The sequence below is a fragment of the Pseudomonas asplenii genome (genome assembly GCF_001293465.1).
Taxonomy (GTDB): Bacteria; Pseudomonadota; Gammaproteobacteria; order Pseudomonadales; family Pseudomonadaceae; genus Aquipseudomonas; species Aquipseudomonas fuscovaginae_B.
Genome location: NZ_JSYZ01000002.1, coordinates 200,620 through 225,732 on the forward strand (window position 1 = coordinate 200,620; position 25,113 = coordinate 225,732).

General features: G+C 64.8%; 22 protein-coding genes. 5 read left to right on the forward strand and 17 right to left on the reverse strand.

What is annotated here, in order from left to right:
* Nucleotides 1–5: 5 nt before the first annotated feature.
* The 3 genes from tsaB to ppc all read right to left on the reverse strand — a co-directional run bounded on the left by tsaB (nt 6) and on the right by ppc (nt 4,337).
* A complete protein-coding gene (gene tsaB, locus PF66_RS02965) occupies nt 6–680 on the reverse strand; it encodes a tRNA (adenosine(37)-N6)-threonylcarbamoyltransferase complex dimerization subunit type 1 TsaB (protein WP_054061850.1) in 675 nt (224 codons plus the stop codon).
* A 91-nt stretch (nt 681–771) separates the two neighbouring features.
* Nucleotides 772–1,419: an adenylate kinase gene (gene adk / locus PF66_RS02970; protein WP_017905009.1), complete on the reverse strand. Its 648-nt coding sequence runs from the start codon at nt 1,417–1,419 to the stop codon at nt 772–774.
* A 287-nt stretch (nt 1,420–1,706) separates the two neighbouring features.
* Nucleotides 1,707–4,337, reverse strand: coding sequence for a phosphoenolpyruvate carboxylase (gene ppc, locus PF66_RS02975; RefSeq protein WP_054061851.1), 2,631 nt, complete (start codon nt 4,335–4,337; stop codon nt 1,707–1,709).
* 238 nt (nt 4,338–4,575) lie between these two features.
* On the opposite strand from ppc, the gene PF66_RS02980 reads away from it, so the two are divergent.
* The 3 genes from PF66_RS02980 to PF66_RS02990 all read left to right on the forward strand — a co-directional run bounded on the left by PF66_RS02980 (nt 4,576) and on the right by PF66_RS02990 (nt 6,470).
* The gene (locus PF66_RS02980) at nt 4,576–4,920 is read left to right on the forward strand and encodes a hypothetical protein (protein ID WP_054058701.1); all 345 of its coding nucleotides are present in this window, start codon (nt 4,576–4,578) and stop codon (nt 4,918–4,920) included.
* Nucleotides 4,921–5,219: 299 nt separating this feature from the next.
* Nucleotides 5,220–5,630, forward strand: a complete 411-nt coding sequence (locus tag PF66_RS02985) for a DUF4398 domain-containing protein (protein WP_193394184.1) — start codon at nt 5,220–5,222, stop codon at nt 5,628–5,630.
* A 48-nt stretch (nt 5,631–5,678) separates the two neighbouring features.
* Nucleotides 5,679–6,470, forward strand: a complete 792-nt coding sequence (locus PF66_RS02990) for an OmpA family protein (protein WP_054058700.1) — start codon at nt 5,679–5,681, stop codon at nt 6,468–6,470.
* Between the two features lie 73 nt (nt 6,471–6,543).
* On the opposite strand, the gene PF66_RS02995 is transcribed toward PF66_RS02990, so the two are convergent.
* The 13 genes from PF66_RS02995 to PF66_RS03055 form a co-directional block, all read right to left on the reverse strand.
* On the reverse strand, nt 6,544–6,870 hold the full coding sequence (locus tag PF66_RS02995; RefSeq protein WP_054061853.1) for a hypothetical protein: 327 nt from the start codon (nt 6,868–6,870) through the stop codon (nt 6,544–6,546).
* The gene (locus tag PF66_RS03000; RefSeq protein WP_054061854.1) at nt 6,867–7,778 is read right to left on the reverse strand and encodes an alpha/beta hydrolase; all 912 of its coding nucleotides are present in this window, start codon (nt 7,776–7,778) and stop codon (nt 6,867–6,869) included. The genes PF66_RS02995 and PF66_RS03000 overlap by 4 nt, the downstream gene beginning before the upstream one ends.
* Nucleotides 7,779–7,932: 154 nt before the next feature.
* Nucleotides 7,933–9,210: a flavohemoglobin expression-modulating QEGLA motif protein gene (locus PF66_RS03005; RefSeq protein WP_054058697.1), complete on the reverse strand. Its 1,278-nt coding sequence runs from the start codon at nt 9,208–9,210 to the stop codon at nt 7,933–7,935.
* 46 nt (nt 9,211–9,256) lie between these two features.
* Nucleotides 9,257–9,973 (reverse strand): TetR/AcrR family transcriptional regulator, encoded by a 717-nt coding sequence (locus PF66_RS03010; RefSeq protein WP_192842720.1) that lies wholly within the window; start codon nt 9,971–9,973, stop codon nt 9,257–9,259.
* 93 nt (nt 9,974–10,066) lie between these two features.
* On the reverse strand, nt 10,067–11,569 hold the full coding sequence (gene lysS / locus PF66_RS03015) for a lysine--tRNA ligase (RefSeq protein WP_054058695.1): 1,503 nt from the start codon (nt 11,567–11,569) through the stop codon (nt 10,067–10,069).
* Between the two features lie 82 nt (nt 11,570–11,651).
* Nucleotides 11,652–12,747 (reverse strand): peptide chain release factor 2 gene (gene prfB / locus PF66_RS03020; protein ID WP_152972956.1). Its coding sequence is split into 2 segments (ribosomal slippage): nt 11,652–12,674 and nt 12,676–12,747, totalling 1,095 coding nucleotides; the frame shifts between segments, so codons are not numbered across the junction.
* Nucleotides 12,748–12,870: 123 nt separating this feature from the next.
* On the reverse strand, nt 12,871–13,881 hold the full coding sequence (locus tag PF66_RS03025) for a response regulator (RefSeq protein WP_054058694.1): 1,011 nt from the start codon (nt 13,879–13,881) through the stop codon (nt 12,871–12,873).
* A gap of 55 nt (nt 13,882–13,936) precedes the next feature.
* On the reverse strand, nt 13,937–14,947 hold the full coding sequence (locus PF66_RS03030) for a chemotaxis response regulator protein-glutamate methylesterase (protein ID WP_054058693.1): 1,011 nt from the start codon (nt 14,945–14,947) through the stop codon (nt 13,937–13,939).
* A complete protein-coding gene (locus tag PF66_RS03035) occupies nt 14,944–17,247 on the reverse strand; it encodes a hybrid sensor histidine kinase/response regulator (protein WP_054061855.1) in 2,304 nt (767 codons plus the stop codon). Before PF66_RS03035 ends, PF66_RS03030 begins: the two co-directional genes overlap by 4 nt.
* Nucleotides 17,244–17,927 (reverse strand): chemotaxis protein CheW, encoded by a 684-nt coding sequence (locus PF66_RS03040; RefSeq protein ID WP_054061856.1) that lies wholly within the window; start codon nt 17,925–17,927, stop codon nt 17,244–17,246. The genes PF66_RS03035 and PF66_RS03040 overlap by 4 nt, the downstream gene beginning before the upstream one ends.
* Nucleotides 17,924–19,213, reverse strand: a complete 1,290-nt coding sequence (locus tag PF66_RS03045) for a CheR family methyltransferase (RefSeq protein ID WP_054061857.1) — start codon at nt 19,211–19,213, stop codon at nt 17,924–17,926. The genes PF66_RS03040 and PF66_RS03045 overlap by 4 nt, the downstream gene beginning before the upstream one ends.
* On the reverse strand, nt 19,213–19,728 hold the full coding sequence (locus tag PF66_RS03050) for a chemotaxis protein CheW (RefSeq protein ID WP_054061858.1): 516 nt from the start codon (nt 19,726–19,728) through the stop codon (nt 19,213–19,215). Before PF66_RS03050 ends, PF66_RS03045 begins: the two co-directional genes overlap by 1 nt.
* On the reverse strand, nt 19,728–21,350 hold the full coding sequence (locus PF66_RS03055; RefSeq protein WP_054061088.1) for a methyl-accepting chemotaxis protein: 1,623 nt from the start codon (nt 21,348–21,350) through the stop codon (nt 19,728–19,730). Before PF66_RS03055 ends, PF66_RS03050 begins: the two co-directional genes overlap by 1 nt.
* A gap of 234 nt (nt 21,351–21,584) precedes the next feature.
* On the opposite strand from PF66_RS03055, the gene PF66_RS03060 reads away from it, so the two are divergent.
* Complete coding sequence (locus PF66_RS03060) at nt 21,585–23,246, forward strand: diguanylate cyclase domain-containing protein (RefSeq protein ID WP_054061859.1); 1,662 nt, start codon at nt 21,585–21,587, stop codon at nt 23,244–23,246.
* A gap of 9 nt (nt 23,247–23,255) precedes the next feature.
* Here PF66_RS03060 and PF66_RS03065 read toward each other — a convergent pair whose 3' ends face one another.
* Nucleotides 23,256–23,987 (reverse strand): tellurite resistance TerB family protein, encoded by a 732-nt coding sequence (locus tag PF66_RS03065; RefSeq protein WP_054061090.1) that lies wholly within the window; start codon nt 23,985–23,987, stop codon nt 23,256–23,258.
* Nucleotides 23,988–24,185: 198 nt separating this feature from the next.
* On the opposite strand from PF66_RS03065, the gene PF66_RS03070 reads away from it, so the two are divergent.
* Nucleotides 24,186–25,100, forward strand: a complete 915-nt coding sequence (locus PF66_RS03070; protein WP_054061860.1) for a LysR family transcriptional regulator — start codon at nt 24,186–24,188, stop codon at nt 25,098–25,100.
* Nucleotides 25,101–25,113: the final 13 nt, after the last annotated feature.

The following is a 25,113-nucleotide window of genomic DNA, read 5'->3' on the forward strand; positions in this document are numbered from 1 at the left end:
CGGCCTCAGCGCGCCTTGGGCGTGGCGACCTTGTCACGCAGGTAGACCGGCTGTGCCTGGTCGGCAACGATGGCCTCGCCGCGCGCCCAGGCGAAGCGCGCCAGGCTCAGCAGGTCCTGGGCGTCAGGCAGCATGCCAGCATCCTGGCCGCTGACCGCGACCTTGATCCGCTCGCCATAGCCCCAGCCCGTGCCCGCACCGAACCAGGCGCCAACAGCCCCCTCCGGGAGCGCCGCGACTTCCGGCGGCAGCACCGCTTCGACGCCGGCCAGGCGCATCTCCCCGGCCTCCTCGCGATAGCAGCCCCAATACACTTCATCCATCCGCGCATCGATGGCCGCGGCGACCTGGCCGGCGCCATGCTCGCGCAGTGCCCGCTGGGCCAGCACCGCCAGGTTGGAGACCGGCAACACCGGCCGGTCCAGGGCGAAGGCCAGGCCCTGAACCACACCGATGGCGATCCGCACTCCGGTAAAGGCGCCCGGGCCACGGCCAAAGGCGATCGCATCCACCGCCGACAGGCCGATCCCGGCATCCGCCAGCAGTTGCCGGATCATCGGCAGCAGCTTCTGCGCATGCAGGCGCGGGATCACCTCATAGTGGCTCGTCACCTTGCCATCATGCAGCAAGGCGACGGAGCAGGCTTCAGTCGCGGTGTCCAGGGCCAGCAAGGTGCTCATCGGTGTTTCCGTCAGGTCAGAATGAAAAAGTGCAACAGTATAAACAACAACAGCCCGCAAGCGGGCTGTTGTAGAGAGGCAGAGGCGACGATCAGTTCAGCGCTTCGAGCACCTTGCCGGTGATCGCCTCGACCGAGCCGACGCCAGCGATGTGGCTGTACTTCGGCTTGCCCTGGGCCGCCGACAGCTTCTGGTAGAAGTCCACCAGCGGCTTGGTCTGGGAGTGATAGACCGACAGGCGATGGCGAACGGTTTCCTCGGTGTCGTCCTTGCGCTGCACCAGCTCTTCGCCGGTCACATCGTCCTTGCCTTCGACTTTCGGCGGGTTGTAGACGACGTGGTAGACACGCCCGGAAGCCTCGTGAACGCGACGGCCGGCAATACGCTGGACGATCTCTTCGTCGTCGACGGCGATCTCGACCACGTGGTCCAGCTCGACACCGGCCTGCACCAGGGCTTCAGCCTGGGGAATGGTGCGCGGGAAACCGTCGAACAGGAAACCCTTGGCGCAATCGGCCTGGGCAATACGGTCCTTGACCAGCGCGATGATCAGGTCATCGGAAACCAGGCCGCCGGCATCCATGATGCCCTTGGCCTTGACGCCCAGCTCGGTGCCGGCCTTGACCGCGGCACGCAGCATGTCGCCGGTGGAGATTTGCGGGATGCCGAATTTCTCGGTGATGAACTTAGCCTGAGTACCTTTACCGGCCCCGGGAGCTCCCAGCAGAATGACGCGCATCGATGTGCTCCTCAATTTTTTATTTAGAAACGCTCGGATTCGCCGCGTGGGGCCAATCTCAACAATAGGGTGACAGCCGCCCAAACGGCCAAGGGCTGATCAAGATACACAGCCGACCGACCCCACACAAGCCGCCCAAAGTCGCAACGACCCGGGCCCCCGCAACCATGCAAACCTGCTACCGCGGGTCGCAAGGTGACAACAAAGTGTCGCACGCACGGCCACGACCGCACCTGACCGGGCGGCCGTGGCCTTGTCCAAGCCTGCAAGCCAGGCCTCGGCTCCCCTCAACCGGTATTGCGCAGGCCGGCGGCGATACCCGCCACGGACACCAGCAAAGCCTGTTCCAGAGGGCTGTCCTGGGCACTTTCCTGGCGCCGCGTGCGGGCCAGCAACTCGGCCTGCAACAGATGCAGCGGGTCCAGGTAGGTGTTACGCAGGCGAATGAACTCCAGGGTCTCGGGGCTGTGGGCCAGCAGTTGCGACTGGCCGGTCAGACCCAGTACCACCGCGCATGCCTGCGACAATAGGTCGCGTAAGTGCGCACCCAGCGGCAGCAGTTCCGCTTCCACCAGACGCTCGTCATAGGAGCGGGCGATATCGCTGTCGGCCTTGGCCAGCACCATCTCCAGCATGTCGATACGGGTGCGGAAGAATGGCCACTGCTCACGCATCTGTTCCAGCAGCTTGCCTTGCCCACGCTCCAGCGCATGGCGCAGGGCCGTCTCCCAACCGAGCCAGGCCGGCAACATCAGCCGGGTCTGGGTCCAGCCGAAAATCCAGGGAATCGCCCGCAGGCTTTCTATACCGCCGGCCCGGCGCTTGGCCGGACGGCTTCCCAATGGCAGGCGTCCGAGCTCCTGTTCCGGAGTCGACTGGCGGAAGTACTCGACGAACTGCGGGTTGTCGCGGACTTCGGCCCGATAGGCCCGCACCCCATCCGCGGCCAGTTCGTCCATCAGCTTGCGCCAGGCCGGTTGTGGCGGTGGCGGCGGCAGCAAGGTGGCCTCGAGCACGGCGGCCAGGTACAGGTTGAGGTTCTGTTCGGCAATGTCCGGCAGGCCGAACTTGAAGCGGATCATCTCGCCCTGTTCGGTGGTGCGGAAACGCCCCGCCACCGAACCCGGCGGCTGCGACAGGATCGCCGCATGGGCCGGGCCGCCACCACGGCCGACGGTGCCGCCACGGCCATGAAACAGCAGCAGTTCGACCTGCTGTTCCCGGCAGATGTCCACCAGCCGCTCCTGGGCGCGATACTGGGCCCAGGCCGCCGCCGTGGTGCCGGCATCCTTGGCCGAGTCGGAATAGCCGATCATGACTTCCTGCGGCCCCTGCAGGCGTGCACGGTAGCCGGGCAGCAGCAACAGGCGCTCCATCACTGGCCCGGCGTTGTCCAGGTCGGCCAGGGTCTCGAACAGCGGCACCACGCGCATCGGCCGCAACACCCCGCACTCCTTGAGCAACAGTTGCACCAGGAGCACATCGGAAGCCGCACCGGCCATGGAAATCACATAGGAACCGAGGGAGGCCGCCGGTGCCGCGGCGATTTCCCGGCAGGTTGCCAGTACCTCGGCGGTGTCCGCCGAGGGCTTGAAGTACGCGGGCAGCAACGGCCGGCGGTTGCCCTGCTCGCGGATCAGAAAGGTCAGCCGGGCGTCCTCATCCCAGTCCTCGTAACGCCCCAGGCCCAGGTAGTCGGTGATCTCGCTCATCGCCGCGGCATGCCGCGAAGAATCCTGGCGCACGTCCAGACGCACCAGGAACAGCCCGAAGGTCACCGCACGGCGCAGGCAGTCGAGCAGCGGCCCGTCGGCGATCACCCCCATGCCACATTCGTGCAGGGACCGATAGCACAGTTGCAACGGTTCCAGCAGCTCGTGGTTGTCGCGCAGCACCTGGTCCGGGGCCGGCTGGGTGGACTCCAGCGAATCATGGGCCCACTGCCGGGTCGCGCGCAGCCGCTCGCGCAACTGCTTGAGCACCGCCCGATAGGGCTCCGCGCTGTTGCCGGCCCTGGCCCGCAAGGCTTCGCTGGCATGCTGCATCGACAGCTCGGCAGCCAGGTGATCGACATCCCGCAGGTACAGGTCGGCCGCCATCCAGCGCGCCAGCAGCAGGACTTCGCGGGTCACCCTGGCCGTGACGTTGGGGTTGCCGTCGCGGTCGCCACCCATCCAGGAAGCGAAGCGGATCGGCGCCGCCTCCAGCGGCAGGTGCAGGCCCGTCGCGGCATGCAGGGCCTCATCGGCCTTGCGCAGATAATTCGGAATGGCCTGCCAGAGCGAATGCTCGATCACCGCAAAGCCCCACTTGGCCTCGTCCACCGGGGTCGGCCGGGTGCGGCGGATCTCTTCGGTGTGCCAGGCCTCGGCGATCAGTCGCTGCAACCGCTGGCGGATCTGCTCGCGCTCGGCACCGGTGAGATCACGGTGATCCTGCAGCGCCAGTTGCGCGGCAATCGCATCGTACTTCTGGATCAGCGTGCGCCGCGTCACTTCGGTCGGGTGCGCAGTCAGCACCAGTTCGATGTCCAGACGCGCCAGTTGCCGCGCGAGGGCCTCGGGGCCATGGCCCTCGGCCTGCAGGCGGGCCAGCAGTTCCGGCAGCGCCCGCGCCTCGAACGGCGCCGGCTGGGATTCGTCGCGGCGGTGAATCAGCTGGTACTGCTCGGCGATGTTCGCCAGGTTGAGAAACTGGTTGAAGGCCCGGGCGACCGGCAGCAACTCGTCGTCCCCGAGATCATCGAGGCTGGCACTCAGTTCGGTACTGGCCGCATCGCTGCGATCGGCCTTGGCGCTCTTGCGGATACGCTCGATCTTGTCGAGGAATTCCTCGCCATGCTGGTCGCGGATGGTATTGCCCAACAGCTCACCCAGCAGGTGAACGTCTTCACGCAAACGCACATCGATATCTGACATCGGCAGGCTCTCCGGCGGACTTTGGGACGCTTCCCTGGGCCCAAGAGTGCACCACTGCGACAAGTGCTTACAAGCCGGCGGGTCGATCGCCGTTGGCTGAAAATTCCCCGTCGAACCTCACCGCCAGAAGCTAGTCTGATGATTGGGCAGCCCCTCGGGGCTGATGGCCGGCCCGGCGTCGCTGCCGGCCCGGTCACTCATCAATCCCCGTCATCGGCGGGTATGAATTGAGGTCACCATGAAAATCCGTGAGCTAGCCCAGCACTGGGAAGAGAATGCCAAGGGTCGCCTGACCGATACCGGTTACGCCGTTCATCTGGACGTTGAAGCGGCCGCCCGCCTCGCCGCGATCACCGAAATGTACCCCAAGCGCAGCCCGGAGGAGCTGCTCGGCGAACTCATCGGCGCCGCCCTGGAGGAACTCGAGGCGAGTTTCCCCTATGTCCAGGGCCCGCATGTGGTCGCCACCGACGAGGAAGGTGACCCCCTGTACGAAGATGTCGGGGCCACCCCGCGCTTCCTGACCCTGTCCCGTCGCCATCTGCACAACCTGTCTTCCGGGACCGACGAGTCCAAGCACTGAAGAACCCCCGCCACTTTCCCGCAAGCCCCGGTATTCCTGGCTCCCGACCGAGCCGGGATACCGCTGCGCCGCGCAAAAGTTCAGATTTTCTGCATTGACCGATCAGTCAGTATTTTTTTCGGGCGATTGGCCATCTCCGCTGAACTATTCAAAAAAGCCTCAGGTCACAGCCAGTAGCCATCACTGGCACAGCTGCTGCGAAAAATACCCGGCCGACACGGCGGGGTCTGCGCTGAAGGCCCTCGGGCCCGTGATGGGGATTGATGTTTTTCAGGAGCTATCCAATGGAGTTGAAGACCATGAAAACCAGCACAGTCACATCCTCGTTCAACCACCTGCGCGGGCTGAAACTGGCCGCTCTGGCACTGGGTACCAGCTTCATCCTGGCCGGCTGTGCCGGGAACCCGCCGAGCGAGCAATATGCGGTGACCCAGTCCGCCGTCAACAGCGCCGTCAGCGCCGGCGGTACCGAATACGCCGCGGTGGAAATGAAATCGGCCCAGGACAAGCTCAAGCAGGCCGAACTGGCCATGCATGACAATAAATACGACGACGCCCGCCGCCTGGCCGAGCAGGCCGAATGGGATGCCCGCGTCGCCGAACGCAAGGCCCAGGCCGCCAAGGCCGAACTGGCCGTGAAGGATGCCCAGAAAGGTGTTCAGGAACTGCGCCAGGAAAGCCAGCGCCCCGTGGTGCAGCCGGCGCAATGAGCGCTCACGCAGCCTGAAGTTTCAACGGACAGATAAAGGACGAACATTATGCGCAATCAACTGATGATCCCCGCCCTGCTGGCTCTGAGCGTCGGCCTCGCAGCCTGCTCCACACCGCCCAACCCCAACCTGGAACAGGCGCGCACCAACTTCTCCGGCCTGCAGGCCGACCCGCAGGCGAGCAAGGTGGCGGCCCTGGAAACCAAGGACGCCAGCGACTACCTGGACAAGGCGGACAAGGCCTACCAGAACCGCGAGGATGAAAAGGTCGTCGACCAGTTGGCCTACCTGACCAACCAGCGTGTCGAAGTCGCCAAGCAGACCATCGCTCTGCGCACTGCCGAGGCCAACCTGAAGAACGCCGCCGCGCAACGGGCCCAGGCCCGCCTGGACGCCCGCGATGCGCAGATCCGCCAGTTGCAGGAAAGCCTCAACGCCAAGCAGACCGATCGCGGCACCCTGGTGACCTTCGGTGACGTGCTGTTCGCCACCAACAAGGCCGAGCTCAAGCCCAATGGCCTGGCCAACATCAGCAAGCTGGCGCAGTTCCTCCAGCAGAACCCGGACCGCAAGGTGATCGTCGAGGGCTACACCGACAGCACCGGTACCGCGGCCTACAACCAGAGCCTGTCCGAGCGCCGCGCGACTTCGGTCCAGGTGGCCCTGATCAAGCTGGGCGTGGACCCGAGCCGCATCGTCACCCAGGGTTATGGCAAGGAGTACCCGGTCGCGGATAACGGCAGCGTCTCCGGCCGGGCGATGAACCGTCGCGTGGAAGTGACCATTTCCAACGACAACCAGCCAGTGGCACCACGCTCCTCGGTCAGCAGCAACTACTGATCATTCGAAGCGCCAATGAAAAGCCCCGCCTGATCGGATCAGGCGGGGCTTTTTCATGCGGCCAGCCAGCCGTTCACTGCTCCAGCTTGGGCGTCTCCTGGCCCATGCAGCGCACGGCCTGCTTCTTGTCGTTGACCAGCACGCCGGTCAGGCCTTTCTGTTCGGTGTCGAACAGCACCAGCACGCCATCGATGCACTGCGCGACCTGGCTGGCCGGCGTCAGCGAAACCTTGTAGTCCTCGCCCGCAATGGTCTTGAGCATGGTGAACTGGTTGAGTTCCAACGCATCCTCCGGCTTGGCGAAATGCAGGTAGCCGTAGTACCACAGGCAGCCCACGGTGCCGATGATGCTGCAGATACCGGTGATGATCAGGGGAATGGCGTTGCGTTCTTCGGTCATTGCGGACTCTCTGGTTCGACTTTCGAATTCGGGGCAGCGGGATAATTGGGGATCTCGCCCAGACGGCGCAAGCCGTTGAAATGCTGGGGATCCTCCAGGTAGCGCAGCATCACCTGGCGCCAGGTGGGGTCGGCGAAGGTCTGCACGTGTCCGCCGCGGGTCAGTTGTAGCACCCTTGGCGGGGGCGCGGCCTGATACAGGACAATGCCGTTGTTCAGGGGTACCAGCGGGTCGTCGAGACTCTGGAAGATCAACTTGGGTACCCCCTTGAGTGCCGGCATGGCATGAATCGCGCTGTCGCCATCCGGCACCAGCCACGACAGCGGTATCTGGAACGGCCAGGTCAGCCAGGACCCGCCGAGGGCGAATCGGCCCACCTCGCGATAGCTGGCCGGCACGCCATCGAGCACCAGCGCCTTGATGCGTGACTGATAGCCGGGGTGTTCGCCCAGGTAATGCACCGCCATCGCGCCCCCCAGGCTCTGGCCCAGGACCACCAGGGGCCTGTCCCGGACTTCGGGGGCCTGCTCCAGCCAGTGGAACGCGGCCTCGATATCCTGGTAGACCGCCGGCAGGCTCGGTTCGCCCGCGGACAGGCCATAACCACGGTAGTCGACCAGCAGCACCTGGTAACCCTGCTCCGGCAACCACCAACTGCCGCCCAGGTGCATGGACAGGTTGCCACCGTTGCCGTGCAGGTGCAGCACCGTGCCCTTGACCGGCACCCCAGCCTTGGCCGGCAGCCACCAGGCCCGCAGGCGGGTGCCATCGGCGGCGGTGAGGGTGACGTCGCGGTAGGCGAGATGCGCCTGGTCCGGGGTGAACGGCAGGCCGGGCTCGGGGTAGAACAGCAGCGAGCTGCAGCCATTGAGGGCCAGGAGCAGGCAGAGGATGCCGAGGAGTCTCATCCGGTTGAAACCTCGCAAGAGTCAGTGGCAACGACACCGTCCCCTGCAGGAGCCGGGCTTGCCCGCGAAGAGGCACGACCTGAAGCAATGCGTCAACTTGAAGGGTGCCTTCGCGGGCAAGCCCGCTCCTACAGGGGCGAGGTCAGATTCTGGATCAGAGGATATTGGAATAATCCGCCTCGATCCGATCCAGGCTCAGGTGATTGAGGAAGTTGCTGAAGCACATCCAGGCCGACAGCGCGTTCATGTCGCGGAACTGCTCCGGCAGGTATTTGGGTGGCGTCACCAGCCCCTCGTCCACCAATTGGCGCAGGGTACGCATGTCCTCCAGCGTGGTCTTGCCGCAGAACAGCAACGGTACCTGTTCGAGCTTGCCCTTGCGCACGGCCAACTGGATGTAGTTGTAGACCATGATGAAGCCCTTGAGGTACGACAGGTCCTTGGTGAACGGCAACCCCGTCGGCACCGAACCGCGGAATATCCGGCTGGCATTGCCGTAGCTCTCCGCCATTTCGAAGCCCTGCTCGCGGAAGAACTCGAACACCTGGAGGAAGTCCGCGCCCTGCTCGACCATGTCGATGGCCCGGGTTCGGTTGGTCAGCTTGCGCAGGCGACTCGGATAGGAAGCGAAGGTGATGATTTCCATCAGGATCGCCAGGCCTTCCTGGGTCACCGTCGACGAGGGCGGGCCCTTGGACAGGAAGGTGCAGATCGGCTGGTTCAGGCCGTTGAGCGTGGTGCCGACATGCACCAGACCTTCATGCACCTCCAGCGCCCGCACATCCCGCGTATTGAACAGCGCATCGGTGCGGATCTTGATGTAGTCGGCACCCGCCGCCGCATCGGCGACGATCCCATCGGACTCGAACACCCGGATGGTCTCCTCGGCCTCGCCGAACACCTTGTTCAGCCGCCGTTGCAGCATGTCGACGGCGTCCTTGGCGGTCAGGGTCTTGGGCTCGTCCTTGAGGTCGCCGCGGCCGTCGATGTTGTTCAGGTAGTCCGACAGCATCAGCCCGAGGTCGGCCAGGGTCGGGTCGCCGGCATGGAACGCATCGGAAGCGGCGCCGTACAGTTCCTGGGAGATCAGCCCGAAATCCGGGGTGCCGCGGGCCTCGAGCATCCGCACGACCATGCGGTACTCCCGGCACATGCGCCGCATGATCTGCCCGACGGGGCTGAACTGGCCGAGCTGGCGGGTGATGTCGCGCTCGATGTTCTGCAACTCCAGCTTGACCGCCCCGGAGTCGAACGACAGGGGCCGCGCGGCATAGTAGTCACGGTCCACCGCCGGCATTTCCTTGCCCTTGGCCTTGAGAAAGCCCTTGCGGATGTTCTCGTCCCACTTCACCGCATCGAGCACGCGAATCGGTGTCTGCGCCAGCACAATGCGGTCGGACAGGCTGCGTATCGTCTGCTGGTATTCGTCCAAGGAAAACTCCTGATCGTCGCTGCGGTGTCTGGCCGTGCCCTCTAGCTTAGACGGAGGCCAGCACCAGATGCATGTAACGGGTGAGAATGCCGAGCCGGTCCTGCTCGGTCTCGGGCTCCGCATCGTCGAGAAGGCCCTGATATTCCATCCGTCCGATAATCGCCGTCAACACTTTGGCATCCTGCTCCGGTTGCCTTGACCCCAGTACCTGGAAGAACTGGCAGGAGCCACGCAGCAGGATCTGCTGGTGCGAGCGCACCAACATCGCCAGGCGCGGGTTGAGCAGCGCCTCCTGGCGAAACGCCTGCTCGGCCATCAGGTATTCGCGCCGGTTGTGCAACTGGCGCTGGACGTAATCGGCGGTCAACCGGGCGATTTCATCGGCCAGTTGCGCCCGCGAGGCCGGGCTGCCATCGCCGTAGGCGACCATTTCGCGCAGCAGCCCCTCGTTGTTCTCCCACAGTTTGGCCATGTAGGCCGCACTGCGTTCGACGTACTGGGCAAAGGTATCGGTCAGCAGGTCGTCGATATCCTTGAAGTAGTAGGTGGTGGCCGACAACGGCACGCCCGCCTCGGCGGCCACTGCGCGATGACGCACGCCACGTACGCCGTCACGCACGACGATACGCATGGCCGCGTTGAGAATGTCCTGTCGCCGTTGCTCGCTGCCCTGTCGGCTGGCCTTGCGTCCCTGGTACTGAACGCTTTCAGCCAACGCGCTGGCCACACCAGCAGCCCCTTCTTGAGCCATTGCACGGTCCACTACAGGTATTCCTCTCTTGTAATAATCTGAAACTTCAGTACCAACACGCAATAAAAAAGCCGCCTTGCGAGGGCGGCTTTTTCAACGACGGTCTTATGCTTGCGGCCGCATGTGCGGGAACAGGATGACGTCGCGGATCGACGGTGCGTTGGTCAGCAGCATCACCAGACGGTCGATACCGATACCCTCACCGGCGGTCGGCGGCATGCCGTACTCCAGGGCGCGAACGAAGTCGGCGTCGTAGTGCATGGCTTCGTCGTCACCGGCATCCTTCTCCGCCACCTGGGCCTTGAAGCGCTCGGCCTGGTCCTCGGCGTCGTTGAGCTCCGAGTAGGCGTTGGCGATTTCACGGCCGCCGATGAACAGCTCGAAGCGGTCGGTGACGTTCGGGTTCTTGTCGTTGCGACGCGCCAGCGGCGAGACTTCGAACGGGTACTCGGTGATGAAGTGCGGCTGCTCCAGCTTGTGCTCGACCAGCTCTTCGAAAATCATCACCTGCAGTTTGCCCAGGCCTTCGTGGCCGAGCACCTTGGCGCCGGCCTTCTTCGCGATTTCGCGAGCCTTGTCGACATCCAGCAGGTCGGCTTCGGTCAGATCCGGGTTGTACTTGAGGATCGAGTCGAATACCGACATGCGGGCGAACGGTTCACCGAAGTGGAACACCTTGTCGCCGTAAGGCACGTCGGTGCTGCCCAGAACGGCCTGGGCCAGTTCACGGAACAGTTCTTCGGTCAGGTCCATGTTGTCTTCGTAGTCGGCGTAGGCCTGGTAGAACTCGAGCATGGTGAACTCGGGGTTGTGCCGGGTCGAAACGCCTTCGTTACGGAAGTTGCGGTTGATCTCGAACACCCGCTCGAAGCCACCGACCACCAGACGCTTGAGGTACAGCTCCGGCGCGATACGCAGGTACATGCCCATGTCCAGCGCGTTGTGGTGGGTTTCGAACGGCTTGGCCGCGGCACCGCCGGGAATGGTCTGCAGCATCGGCGTTTCCACTTCCATGAAGTCGCGCTTCATCATGAAGCTGCGGATGTGGGCGATGACTTGCGAGCGCACGCGGAAGGTCTGCCGGGTGTCCTCGTTGACGATCAGGTCGACGTAGCGCTGACGGTAGCGCTGTTCGGTGTCGGTCAGGCCGTGGTGCTTGTCCGGCAGCGGACGCAGCGACTTGGTCAGCAGGCGCACGTCGGTCATTTCGACGTACAGGTCGCCCTTGCCGGAACGGGCCAGGGTACCCTCGGCGCTGATGATGTCACCCAGGTCCCAGGTCTTCACGGCCGCCAGGGTCTCTTCCGGGAGGGTCTTGCGGTTGACGTAGACCTGGATGCGCCCGGACATGTCCTGGATCACCATGAACGAGCCACGGTTGAGCATGATGCGACCGGCAACCTTGACCGGGATCGCCGCCTCTGCCAGCTCTTCCTTGGTCTTGTCGGCGTACTGTTTCTGCAGGTCTTCACAGTAGGCGTCACGGCGGAAGTCGTTGGGGAAGGCATTGCCCTTGCTGCGCTCGGCGGCAAGCTTTTCCTTGCGCAGGGCGATCAGGGCGTTTTCTTCCTGTTGCAGGGCTTGCGTGTCGAGTTGTTGGTCGCTCATGTCTTTAAATTTTCCATCACAGGTTCGTTGCCCCCGGCCTGCGGCCGGGGATCGCCAGCAAGCCGGCTACCACAGTAGTGTCCTACAGCCCTTGCTTGAGGCTGGCCACCAGGTATTCATCGATGTCGCCGTCCAGCACCTTGTCGCAGTCGCTGCGTTCGATGTTGGTGCGCAGGTCCTTGATCCGCGAGGCATCGAGCACATAGGAGCGGATCTGGTGCCCCCAGCCGATGTCCGACTTGGAGTCTTCCAGGGCCTGGGAAGCGGCGTTGCGCTTCTGCATTTCCTGCTCGTACAGGCGCGCCCGCAACATCTTCATCGCGGTGTCCTTGTTCGCGTGCTGGGAACGCTCGTTCTGGCAGCTGACCACGGTGTTGGTCGGCACGTGGGTGATACGGACCGCCGAGTCGGTGGTGTTGACGTGCTGACCACCGGCACCGGAGGAACGATAGGTATCGATCCGCAGGTCCGCCGGGTTGATGTCGATTTCGATGTTGTCATCGATTTCCGGCGAGACGAACACCGCGCTGAACGAGGTGTGGCGACGGTTGCCGGAGTCGAACGGGCTCTTGCGCACCAGGCGGTGCACGCCGATTTCGGTGCGCAGCCAGCCAAAGGCGTACTCGCCCTTGATATGCACGGTCGCGCCCTTGATCCCGGCGACTTCGCCGGCGGACAGTTCCATGATGGTGGCGTCGAAACCGCGCTTGTCGGCCCAGCGCAGGTACATGCGCAGCAGGATGTTGGCCCAGTCCTGGGCTTCGGTGCCGCCGGAACCGGCCTGGATGTCCAGGTAGGCGTGGTTCTGGTCCATTTCTCCGCTGAACATCCGGCGGAATTCCAGCTTCTCGAGGATTTCGCGCAGGCGCTCGACCTCGGCGGCGACATCGTCGACAGCGCCCTGGTCTTCTTCGGCTGCGGCCATTTCCAGCAGGTCGCTGGCATCGCTCAGGCCGCTGGACATTTCATCCAGGGTCTCGACGATCTGGGCCAGGGTGGCACGCTCGCGGCCCAGGTTCTGGGCGTATTCGGGGTTGCTCCAGACACTCGGGTCTTCGAGCTCGCGGTTGACTTCGATCAGGCGCTCATGCTTTTGATCGTAGTCAAAGATACCCCCGAATAGTTTCGGAGCGCTCGGACAGGTCCTTGATACTGTTAAGGATCGGGTTGATTTCCATGGCGGGCAGCACTCGTCGGTGAACTTTTGAAAGCCGGCGAGTATAACGCAATTGTAACCATCCCGGCAGCCCGCTTGGCGGGGCAGCGGCCGTCAGCGTGGCAATTTTCCGGCCGCCTCCCTGTCACGGCTGGCCGATGCCCACCTGGTTACGCCCACTGTGCTTGGCCAGGTAGAGCCCCTTGTCGGCCGTCAGGATCAGTTCCCGGCAGTTGCCGCCCTGCTGCGGGACCAGGGTCGCCAGGCCGATGCTGATGGTCAGCACCGAGCCCTCGCTGGGCGTGTTGTGGGCAATTTTCAGCGCCGCCACGTTCTGGCGCAGCTTCTCCGCCACCAGTCGCGCGCCCCCTTGGGAGGTGTTGGGCAGCACCAGGGAGAATTCCTCGCCCCCATAGCGGGCCGGCAGGTCCGAAGGGCGGCTGCTGGCTTCGCGAATGGCTCCGGCGACCCGGCGCAGCGCCTCGTCGCCCTCCAGGTGGCCAAAGCTGTCGTTATAGGCCTTGAAGTAGTCGACGTCGATCATCAGCAGCGACAGTTGCGTCTGCTCGCGCTGGGCCCGGCGCCACTCCAGCTCCAGATACTCGTCGAAATGCCGGCGGTTGGACAGCCCGGTCAGGCCGTCCGAGTTCATCAGCCGCTGCAGCACCAGGTTGGTGTCGAGCAACTGCTGCTGGCTCAGGCGCAAGGCGCGATAGGCGGCGTCACGCTGCAGCAGCATCATGTAGGAGCGCGAGTGGTAGCGGATCCGCGCCACCAGCTCGATGGTATCCGGCAGCTTGACCAGATAATCGTTGGCCCCGGCGGAAAACGCCGCGCTCTTGATCAGCGGGTCCTCCTTGGTCGACAGCACGATGATCGGAATGTCCTTGGTGGCCGGGTGATTGCGGTACTCGCGCACCAGGCTCAGGCCGTCGAGTCCCGGCATCACCAGATCCTGCAGGATCACCGTGGGCTTGATCCGGATCGCATGGGCGATGGCCTGGTGGGGATCGGCACAGAAGTGAAAATCGATGTTCGCCTCTGTGGCCAACCCCCGACGCACCGCCTCGCCGATCATGGCCTGGTCGTCGACCAGCAGCACCATCGCGGCGTTTTCATCGGTAGGTTTGAATTCCTCCAGCTCTAAATCATTCATGCGCGTTCACCTGATTTACTGCATGCAAGCCATGAGTGCTGATTGCCTGTAGGGCTCATGTTGGAAATATCTCCAGCAAACGTGGCGCGATCCTGTTCAGCGAGCGAATTTCCACCGCGGCGTCGATAGCGGCTGCCGCCTTGGGCATGCCGTACACCGCGCTGCTTTCCTGATCCTGGGCGATCGTCAGGTAGCCTCGCTCACGCATCAACTTCAAGCCCTGGGCACCATCGCGGCCCATGCCGGTGAGCAGCACGCCCACCGCGTCACCCTTCCAGTAATTGGCAACGCTTTCAAAGAACACATCGATGGACGGGCGATAAATCTCGTTTACCGGTTCGGCGGTATAGGCCAGCGTACCGTTCTGCAACAAGCGGATATGATGGTTGGTGCCGGCCAGCAGCACCGTACCGTTCTGCGGCGGCTCGCCATCGCGAGCCAGCCTGACCGGCAACCCGCAGGCACTGCCCAGCCATTCGGCCATGCCGGCGGCGAATACCTGGTCGACATGCTGTACCAGCACGATCGCCGCGGGGAAATCGCTCGGCAGGCCCTTGAGCAGGTTTTCCAGGGCAGCCGGGCCGCCAGCCGAGGAGCCGATGGCCACCAGTTTCTGCCGGTCCCCACCATTCTCACCGGGAGTCGGGACGCTGCGCACCCGACTGCCGCGCTGGCCGATCAGCCAACTGATATTGAGGATCTTGCGCAGCAGCGGCGCCGCGGCGTCCCGCGGGTTGGCGCCGCCAATGGCCGGCGTATCGACCACATCGAGCGCCCCATGGCCCATGGCTTCGAACACCCGGTGCACATTCTGCTGGCGGTCGACGGTGACGATGACGATCGCGCAGGGCGACTCGGCCATGATCCGGCGCGTGGCCTCCACGCCATCCATCACCGGCATGATCAGGTCCATCAGGATCAGGTCAGGAGTGTCCTCGGCGCACAGCCTCACCGCATCGGCACCATTGTTCGCCACCCAGATCACCTGGTGTGCCGGCTCGAACGCCAGGGCACGGCGCAAGGCCTCGACGGCCATGGGCATGTCGTTGACGATCGCGATCCTCATCCCTGGGCGCCTCCTATCAGTTCCACCACCGCATCGAGCAAGGCGTCGTCATGGAAACTGGCCTTGGCCAGATAATAGTCGGCTCCGGCGTCCAGTCCACGTCGACGGTCCTCTTCGCGGTCCTTGTAGGACACCACCATCACCGGCAACGACTGCAGGCGGCTGTCGCGACGCAACAGCGTGACCAGTTCGATGCCGTCCATGCGCGGCATGTCGATGTCGGTGATCAGCAGGTCGAAATCCTCCGCGCGCAGGACGTTCCAGCCGTCCATGCCATCCACCGCCACCGCCACCTCGTAACCGCGGTTGATCAGCAGCTTGCGTTGCAGTTCGCGCACGGTCAAGGAATCGTCGACCACCAGGATGCGCTTGCGCGCCACTTCGCTGGACTGGCGATTGCGCCGGTCGATACGTTCCAGCCGACCGGTGTTGAGCAGCTTGTCCACCGAACGCAGCATGTCCTCGACATCGACGATCAGCGCCACCGAGCCATCATCGAGCAAGGCCCCGGCGGAAATGTCCTGGACCTTGCCCAGGCGTGGATCGAGCGGCAGCACCACCAGGGTGCGCTCGCCGATGAAACGTTCGACCGCCAGCCCGTAGACCGTATCACGCTCGCGGATCACCACGACCTTGAGGGTATCGCCGACATGCTCGCTGGCCGGCCGCTGCAGCAACTGACTGGCCGCAACCAGGCCGGCATGGCGGCCTTCGTGCCAGAAATGCTGGCGCCCCTCCAGTTGCACGATCTCTTCGGTCGGCAGGTCGAGCATCCGCTCGATATGCGCCAGCGGGAAGGCATAGGCCTCACCGCCCACCTCGACCACCAGGCTGCGCACCACCGACAGGGTCAGTGGCACTTCCAGATGGAAGCGGCTGCCCTGCCCGGTCGCCTGCTCCAGCACCACCGCACCGTGCAGTTGCCGAACCATGTGCTGCACGGCGTCCAGCCCGACACCACGCCCGGAGACCTCGGTGACCTTGTCGCGCAGGCTGAAGCCGGGCAGGAACAGGAAGGTCAGCAACTCCTCCTCGCTGAGCTGCGCGGCGGTTTCGGCAGGCGACAACTTGCGCTCGACGATACTGCGGCGCAGCCGTTCGAGGTCGACGCCACCGCCGTCGTCCTGCAGTTGCAGCACCAGCAGGCCGGCCTGGTGCGAGGCACGCAGGCGAATCAGGCCCTCGGCGGGCTTGCCGGCCAGCACACGCTGCTCCGGGCTCTCGATACCGTGGTCGACGGCATTGCGCAGCAGGTGGGTCAGCGGTGCCTCGAGTTTTTCCAGGACATCGCGATCGACCTGGGTCTTCTCCCCTTCGATCTCCAGTCGCACCTGCTTGCCCAGGCTGCGGCCGAGATCGCGGACCATCCGCGCCTGCCCGCCCAGGACATCGGCAAAGGGCCGCATGCGGCAGGCCAGGGCCGTGTCATAGAGCACCTGGGCCCGCTGGCCGGCCTGCCAGCCGAATTCGTCGAGTTCGGCAATCTGGGTGATCAGCATCTGCTGCGCCTCGGCCAACTGGCGCCGGGCGTCCGCCAGCGCTTGCTCGGCCTCCAGGCCCAGGCCGACGCCCTTCAACTGATCGCCGAGACTGTCCAGCGCCCGCTGGCTGTTGCCCTGCATGCGCCGCAGGCGCTGCAGGCTGGCCAGGTAGGGCTTGAGCCGCTGGGTTTCGACCAGGGACTTGCTCGACAGGTCGAGCAGGCTGTTCAGCCGCTCGGCCGTGACCCGCAACACCCGCTCGCCACCCTCGGTGACGGCGCGCCTGTTCGGCTGCGCGACGGGTTCCGCCTCGACCGGGGCGGGAGCAGGCAACGGCTCGGGCTCGGCAACCACCACCGGCTCGGCGACCGCCGGCGCTGTAGGCACTGTCGGCGCCACGGCAGGCGCGACCCGGGCGCCCGGGGCCGAGGGATCGAGCAGCGTCTTCATCAGCAGCAGGTAGGCCTCGACGTCGACCGGCCCGACGTTGGCGCTGCCCGGCGTGGCGATACGCATGAGCATGTCGGTGCCCTGCAGCAAGGCATCGATGTGTTCGGGCAGCAGATACAGCCGCCCCTCCTGGGCGCTGACCAGGCAGTCCTCCATCACATGGGCCACGCTCACTCCGGCATCGACGCCGACAATCCGCGCCGCGCCCTTGAGAGAGTGGGCGGCACGCATGCAGGCTTCGAGCTGATCGGCCTGGGTCGGGTTGCGCTCCAGCGCCAGCAGGCCGGCGCTGAGCACCTGGGTCTGGGCCTCGGCCTCCAGGCTGAACAGCTCGAGCAACGACGAGTCGCGCATTTGATCTGGGGTCATGTCAGGCTCCGGGCCACGGCCGACAGCAATTGCTCTTCATCCAGCCAGCGCAGACTGCGGCCCCTGAACGGCAATACGCCCCGGGTATATTTGGAGCTGGCCTGGGGGCCGGCAGCGCAGGCGCCATCGAGCAGGCGCTGGTCGATGGCGTGGATCCCGTCCACTTCATCCACCGGTACCACCACCGGGCCGCCCTGGGCGGCAATGATCAGCATGCGCGGCATGACCCGGCCAGCCGGTGCGGCCGTGACCGTCGCGTCCAGCCCCAGCAGTTCCACCAACGACAGGCAGGCCACCAGCGCCCCCCGCACATTGGCGACGCCCAGCAGCGCCCGCGAGCGCTGGTGCGGCAGCGAATGAATCGAACACAACGGCGCGATCTCCACCAGGCAGCGGGTGGCCAGGCCCAGCCACTCCTCGCCGAGACGGAACATCAGCAGGGAGCGGGTGGCAACCGCCTCGCCCTCCTGCACCGCAACCTGCTCGCGGCTTTCCTGCCTCAGGGCATAGCGGTCCAGCAGACGGGTGGCGGCGGCGGAATACACCGCGCAGTTGCGACAATGGATATGGTCCGCCAACAGCGGGCAGGACTTGTCGCCGTGAATACCGATACGGTTCCAGCAATCGTCGATGGCCTCGGCGTCTTCATGGGTAAGGTTCAAGGCTGTCAAACCGCTCATCGTTTACGCTCACTGTCAGCGGCCCGCCCGCTGCGGGCGGCGCGGTCCTGCAATCGTCGGGCTCCGGCCGCGTCGCCCTGGGCGGCCAGCAGCGCGGCCAGTTGCGCCAGGGTCTCAGGGTGTTGCGGGTCGAGGTACAGCGCCTTGCGGTAGAAGCCCTGGGCCTGTTGCGCATTACCTGCCACCTCGCTCAGCAAGCCCTGCCAGTAGAACACCTGGGGCACCGGCTCGTGTTGCCGCAGAAAACTGTCGCAGGCCTGGCGGGCCTCGTCGCTGCGCCCCTCGTTGGCCAGCTCGGCAATCCGCGCCAGCAGGCTCGCGGCGTCGCCCGCCAGCGCAGGCGGCCTCGCGGGGGGGGCCGGCGGCGGTACGCCAGCCAGCGCCGGACGCGGGGGCAGCCGCGGGGGCACAACGTTTTTGGGTGGGGTACGGACGGGCAGCGGTGGCGGCATGACCGGTGCCACAAAAGCCAACACCGGTTCCGCTTCGGTCGGCAAATGGCGACGAAACGCGAACGACTGCGGTACGCCGATGGAGCGCATGCCCAGCCGCCCCAGCAGGTTGCCCTCGGCCGGGCCGATGAACAGCACGCCGTCGACATGGGTCAGGCGCTTGAGAATCTCGAAGACCTGCTGCTGGGTCGGCAGGTCGAAATAGATCAGCAGGTTGCGGCAGAACACGAAGTCATAGACCTCGCCGGCCAGCAGCCCGGGTTCCAGCAGGTTGCCCGCGCGCAGCCGGACCTGCTCGCGAACCCGCTCACTGACCTGGTAGCCCTCCTCGAGCGCGGTGAAATGCCGCTCGCGAAAGCCGATGTCCTCGCCGCGAAACGAGTTCCTGCCATAAATGGCGCGCCTGGCGCGCTCGATCGACGCCGGGCTGACGTCGATCCCGTCGACCTTGAACTGGTGGGGTGCCAGCCCGGCATCGAGCAGTGCCATGGCGATCGAATAGGGCTCCTCGCCGGTGGAACACGGCAGGCTGAGGATCTTCAGCGCGCGCATGCCACGCAGTTGCTCCTGGCGCTCGGTGGCCAGGCGGGCCAGCGTCGCGAAGGATTCGGGATAGCGGAAAAACCAGGTTTCCGGGACGATCACCGCCTCGATCAGCGCCTGCTGTTCGTCGGCGCAGCCTTGCAGCCGGGCCCAGTACTGCTCGGGCGTGTCCATCTGCAACTGGGTGCAGCGCTGGCGTACGGCACGCTGAATGATCAGCGGTCCGACCGAAGCAACGTCCAGGCCGATCCGCTCCTTGAGAAAATCGAAGAATCGCTGGTCGGTGCTCATCACAGGCCCTCGGCGGATTCGGGAAACAGCAGGGCATGCACCTCTGGCCTGAGCAGTTCGTTGACGCGGATACGTTGCACCAGCCCCTGCCCGTCCTCCCGTACCGGTCCCAGGTAAGGCGCCTGGCGGTTGTCCAGGCCGTAGGGCTGGAAGTCGTTCGGGTTGCAACGCAGGGTATCGGTGGCCTGTTCGAGAATCAGCCCGAGCAGAGCACTGGCGGCATCCGGCTCAGGCCGGTAATGCACCAGCACCAGGCGCGTGCTGGTGCGGGCCACGGCGGGCTGGCCGAAGGTCATGGCACTGACGTCGATCACCGGCACCATCGAGCCACGATGGGCGAACACGCCCGCGACCCAGTCCGGCGCATGGGCGATGGCCTTGAGCTGCAGGCGCGGCAGCACCTCTGCGATCTCCACGGCTTGCAGGGCATAACGCTCGCTGCCGATGCGAAAGACCAGGAACAGGCTGTCCCAGGACTGCGCGCTGGCGACGCGCTTGGCCAGCAGTTCGCTCATCAGACTTTGAAACGCGAGACGCCGCTGCGCAGGCCGACTGCGACCTGGCTCAGCTCGTCGATGGCAAAACTGGCCTGGCGCAGGGACTCGACGGTCTGGCTGCTGGCATCACCCAACTGCACCAGCGCGAGGTTGATCTGCTCGGCGCCGGTGGCCTGCGCCTGCATGCCCTCGTTGACCATCAGCACCCGCGGCGCCAGGGCCTGTACCTGGTGAATGATCTGCGAAAGCTGCTCGCCGACCTGCTGCACTTCGAACATGCCGCGGCGCACCTCCTCGGAGAACTTGTCCATGCCCATGACCCCGGCGGACACCGCCGACTGGATCTCGCGCACCATCTGTTCGATGTCGTAGGTGGCCACGGCGGTCTGGTCGGCCAGGCGACGCACCTCGGTGGCGACCACGGCGAAACCGCGGCCGTACTCCCCGGCCTTCTCCGCCTCGATGGCGGCGTTGAGCGAGAGCAGGTTGGTCTGGTCGGCGACCTTGACGATGGTCACCACCACCTGGTTGATGTTGCCGGCCTTCTCGTTGAGGATCGCCAGCTTGGAGTTCACCAGCTCGGCGGCCCCCATCACCGAATGCATGGTGTCCTCCATCCGGGCCAGGCCCTGCTGGCCGGAACCGGCGAGCACCGAGGCCTGGTCGGCGGCGGACGACACCTCGGTCATGGTGCGCACCAGATCACGGGAGGTCGCCGCAATTTCCCGCGAGGTCGCACCGATTTCAGTGGTGGTGGCGGCCGTCTCGGTGGCAGTGGCCTGCTGCTGCTTGGAAGTGGCGGCAATCTCGGTGACCGAAGTGGTCACCTGCACCGCCGAGCGCTGTGCCTGGGACACCAGGGCCGTCAGCTCGGTCATCATGTCGTTGAAACCGGTCTCCACCGAGCCGAACTCGTCCTTGCGCTCCAGGTTCAGGCGCTTGCTCATGTCGCCGGTACGCATGATCTCGAGAATCTCGACGATACGCTGCATCGGCGAGGTGATCGCGCGCATCAGCAACCAGCCGCACAGGCCTGCGGCGAACACCGCGAGCAACAGGGAAATGACCATACTGATCTTCGCGGACGACACCGAGGAACTGATGGCATCGGTGGCCCGGTCGGCAACGTCCTTGTTCTGCACGATGATGTCGTTGAGTTCCTTGCGCCCGTTCATCCAGGCCGGGGTCAGTTGCAGCTTGAACTGACGGATCGCCTCATCGTTCTGCTTGCGCTGGTAGAGGTCGAGCACATTGGCCAGGGCCTTGGTGTAGTTCTCGTGCTCGCGCTTGAAGAGTTCGAAACGCGCCCGGTCGTCGCCGTCGAAGATGGTCCTCTGGTAATTCTCCATCTGTTCGAGCAGGCGACTGGTAAAGGCCTTGTACTGCTCCTGGTCGGCGGCGCTGATCACCCCGTCGCCGTTGAAACCGAGCAATTGCTGGGTGAGCACGTAGCTCTCGACCCAGGAGCTGCGAATCATGGTGCTGTAGTAGACGCCGGGGATGGCATCGCTGCGCACACTCTCCTCACTGGACTCGATCGACAGCAACCGGGAATAAGCGGCAACGACCATCAACAACATGATCGCGATGATGACGGCAAAACTCGCGAGTATTCGTTGGCGCAGAGTCCAGTTCTTCACAATCAGTCCTCGGAAAGCATTCAAATGGAGGGCAGTATAGCCGAGCGTGTGCCATCATTTATGCACAAGCTATAACTGGGACTACAAATGTAGGGAATATAACTTACAGGAGATTTCTCATCCTTACCGGCAACTTGCCGACATCCCTACAAAATACCTCCTGTGTGGTTGAAAGCGCAGTGTTGCCGTTCATGAGTTCCGTCAATTGGCCGTATCGATCATGAGAACTGCTTGATGCCCGTACTGCCCAGCCTGCGTAGCCGCCTTGCACTTGCCATCGCCCTGTTGGTGAGCCTGCTGAGCTGGTTGCTGGGTTCGCTCATCGGGCACGATTCCAGTGTGCGGATGCGCGGTGAAATCGGCCAGGACCTGGCGGAAGCCGCCTACCAGATGTCCGACCGCCTGGACCGGGCCATGGCCAACCGCCTGCATCTGTTGAGTGTGATCAGCCACCTGAAGGTCTTGCAGCAGGCTTCCGACCTGGGAGAGATCCGCCAGTTGCTCGATCAGTTGCAGGGCGAATTCCCCGACATCGCCTGGCTCGGCCTGACCGACACCGCGGGTCGGGTGCGGGCCTCGACCGGGGGCATCCTGCAAGGCACCAGCATCAGCCAGCGCCCGGTGTTCCGCCGAGGCCTCGAGGGGGTGTTCATCGGCGATGTCCACGAGGCCGTGCTGCTCTCCAGGCTCTTGCCCAACCCCAGCGGCGAACCCCTGAAGTTCGTCGACATCAGCCTGCCGGTGTTCAACGGTGCCAGCGGCGAAGCCCGGGAAAAGGTCGGGGTACTGGCCGCGCACCTGTCCTGGAACTGGGCCGAAAACCTGCGCCAGTCGTTGAAGGGGCCATTACAGGCACGGCGCAAGATCGAGTTCTTTGTCGTCGCCGCCGATCAGCGGATACTGCTCGGCCCCCGCGATGACATCGGCCGGCCGTTGCGCCTGCCGCTGCTCGACGGCTCGAACAAGCCACCGCGCTGGGCGGTCCAGCGCTGGCCGGATGGCCAGGAGTACCTGACCGGCCTGGCGTCCAGTATCGGCCATGAAGCCTATGCCGGCCTGGGCTGGACCGTGGTCACCCGCCAGACCCTCGACGAGGCGTACGCCCCGGCCAAGGAGCTGCAGCGCGATATCCTGGTCTGGGGCGTTGCCCTGGCGGCGATCGTCGCCCTGATCGGCTGGTTGCTGGCCACCTGGTTCACCCGGCCGCTGAAAGCCATCGCCAATGCCGCCGATCGCCTGAGCATCGGTGAGACGATGGAGATTCCCGAGCTCAAGGGCACGCGGGAAATCGCCCAGTTGAGCCAGTCGATCCGTCACCTGGTGGACAGCCTGAGCAATCACCAGACGGCCCTCGGGGTCATGGAAAGCCTGGCGCACCATGATGCACTGACCGGCCTGCCCAACCGGGCGGCGCTGGAGAAATACCTGCCACGGGCGCAGCAGCGCAGCCAGTCGCAGAACAATTGCCTGGCACTGCTGTATCTGGACCTGGATGGATTCAAGCCGATCAACGACCAGTTCGGCCATGCCGGCGGCGATGAACTGCTGAGGGAGGTGGCCAGGCGGCTGCGCACCTGCCTGCGCGAGGGCGACATGGTCGCCCGACTCGGCGGCGATGAATTCCTGATGGTGCTGCAGGTGCCGCGCAACGATGCCCTGAACCAGGCCAGGGCGATCGCCAATCGGGTGCTCGCCAGCCTCGCGCACTCCATCATGCTGCACCAGGTGGCGGCGCAAATCGGTTGCAGCATCGGCGGCGCAGTCTGGCCGCTCGATGACCCGGACCTCAGCGACGTCCTGGGGCTGGCGGACAAGGCCCTTTACCGGGCCAAGCATGCGGGCAAGGGGCAGGCCTGCTTCCATCAGGCCGAGGAACCGCTGCCCGGCCTCCAGTGACGCCTGCGATCACGCCGGGACGGCCTGGCGGACCTGCCGTTCCAGTTCCTGGCGTAGCCCCGGATCCAGCCGCAACTGGCGCGCCAGTTCGTCCAGGTAGGCCTTCTCCATGAAGTTCTCTTCGTCCACCATCAGCACACTGGCGATGTACATTTCCGCGGCCATCTCCGGCGTGCTCGCCGCCCGGGCGACCTGCGCCGGGTCCAGCGGCTTGTTCAGTTCGGCATGCAGCCATTGCTGCAACTCCCGGTCGCTGCCCAGCTTGACGAACTCACCTTCGATCAGTTCCCGCTCACGGGCATCGACATGCCCATCGGCCTTGGCCGCCGCCACCAGCGCCTGGAGAATGGCCTGGCTGTGCTGCTCGACCTGCACCGCCGGCAGGCGATCGAGGGTCTGCGGCTCTGCCGGCGATGCATTGGCCTGCTGGGCCTGCCAGTTGCCATAGGCCTTGTAGGCCAGGACGCCCAGCGCTGCCAGCCCGCCGTAGGTCAGGACCGTGCCACCGACCTTGCGGGCCTTCTTGCTGCCCAGCAGCAGGCCCATGGCCCCAGCCGCCAATGCGCCACCACCCGCCCCGGAAAGCAGGCTGCCCAGCCCCGCCGAACCGCCTTTGCCACTGCCGAGCAGGCTGCCCAGCGCGCCCTTGTCCGAGGCGCCGTCCGGCTTGCCTCGCCCCTGGTTCTGCAACAGTTCCTGACCGGACTTGAGCAACTGATCGAGCAATCCGCGAGTGTTCATCGACACGCTCCGCAAACGACGAATAGACCCACAGGGTAAAACGAGCTTTCAGACAGCGGTTGATCAGTGTGCTTCCAGATGTTGCACGTCCTTTTGCGCAAATCCTGACTGGGTGATCAGGCATTCGATTAAAAAGATATACACTGGCCCATCTCCATAAAAACAACTCACCGAAAAACCGGCAAGGGTAACGCCCCCATGATGACCCTGCGTCAGATCCGCCACTTCATCGCCGTGGCCGAAACCGGCTCGATCTCGGCCGCCGCCCAGGCCGTGTTCATTTCGCAGTCGACCCTGACCCTGGCGATCCAGCAACTGGAACAGGAAATCGGCGTCAGCCTGTTCAACCGCCACGCCAAGGGCATGACCCTGACCCACCAGGGCCACCAGTTCCTGCGCCAGGCGCACCTGATCCTGGCTACCGTCGACAACGCCAAGCGCAGCCTGCAACAGAGCACCGACCAGGTCAGCGGGCAATTGACGGTCGGCGTGACCAGCCTGGTGGCCGGCTACTACCTGGCCGACCTGCTCACCCGCTTCCAGCGCGCCTATCCCAACGTGGAGATCCGCGTGACCGAGGACGAGCGGCCGTACATCGAGCATCTGCTGGTCAGTGGCGAGATCGATGTCGGCGTGCTGATCCTCTCCAACCTCGAAGACCGCCACGCCCTGCAGACCGAAGTCCTGACCCACTCGCCGCATCGCCTGTGGCTGCCGGCCCAGCATCCGTTGCTGGAGCACGACAGCATCAACCTCGCCGACGTGGCCCGCGAGCCGCTGATCCAGCTCAACGTCGACGAAATGGACCGCAACGCCCAGCGCATGTGGCGGGGTGCCGGCCTGCAGCCGCGGATCAGTCTGCGCACGGCCTCCACCGAAGCGGTGCGCAGCCTGGTGGCGGCCGGGCTCGGCCTGTCGATCCAGCCGGACATGACCTACCGGCCCTGGTCCCTGGAAGGCGACATCATCGAGGCCCGGCCGATCGCCGACCTGAGCCACACCCTCGACGTCGGCCTGGCCTGGCGCCGTGGCACGGCCAGGCCGACGCTGGTCGACCCGTTCCTCACCGTGGCTCGCGAACAACCCCATGGTGGACGCAAGCCATCGATTTAATCGAACGCCGCTT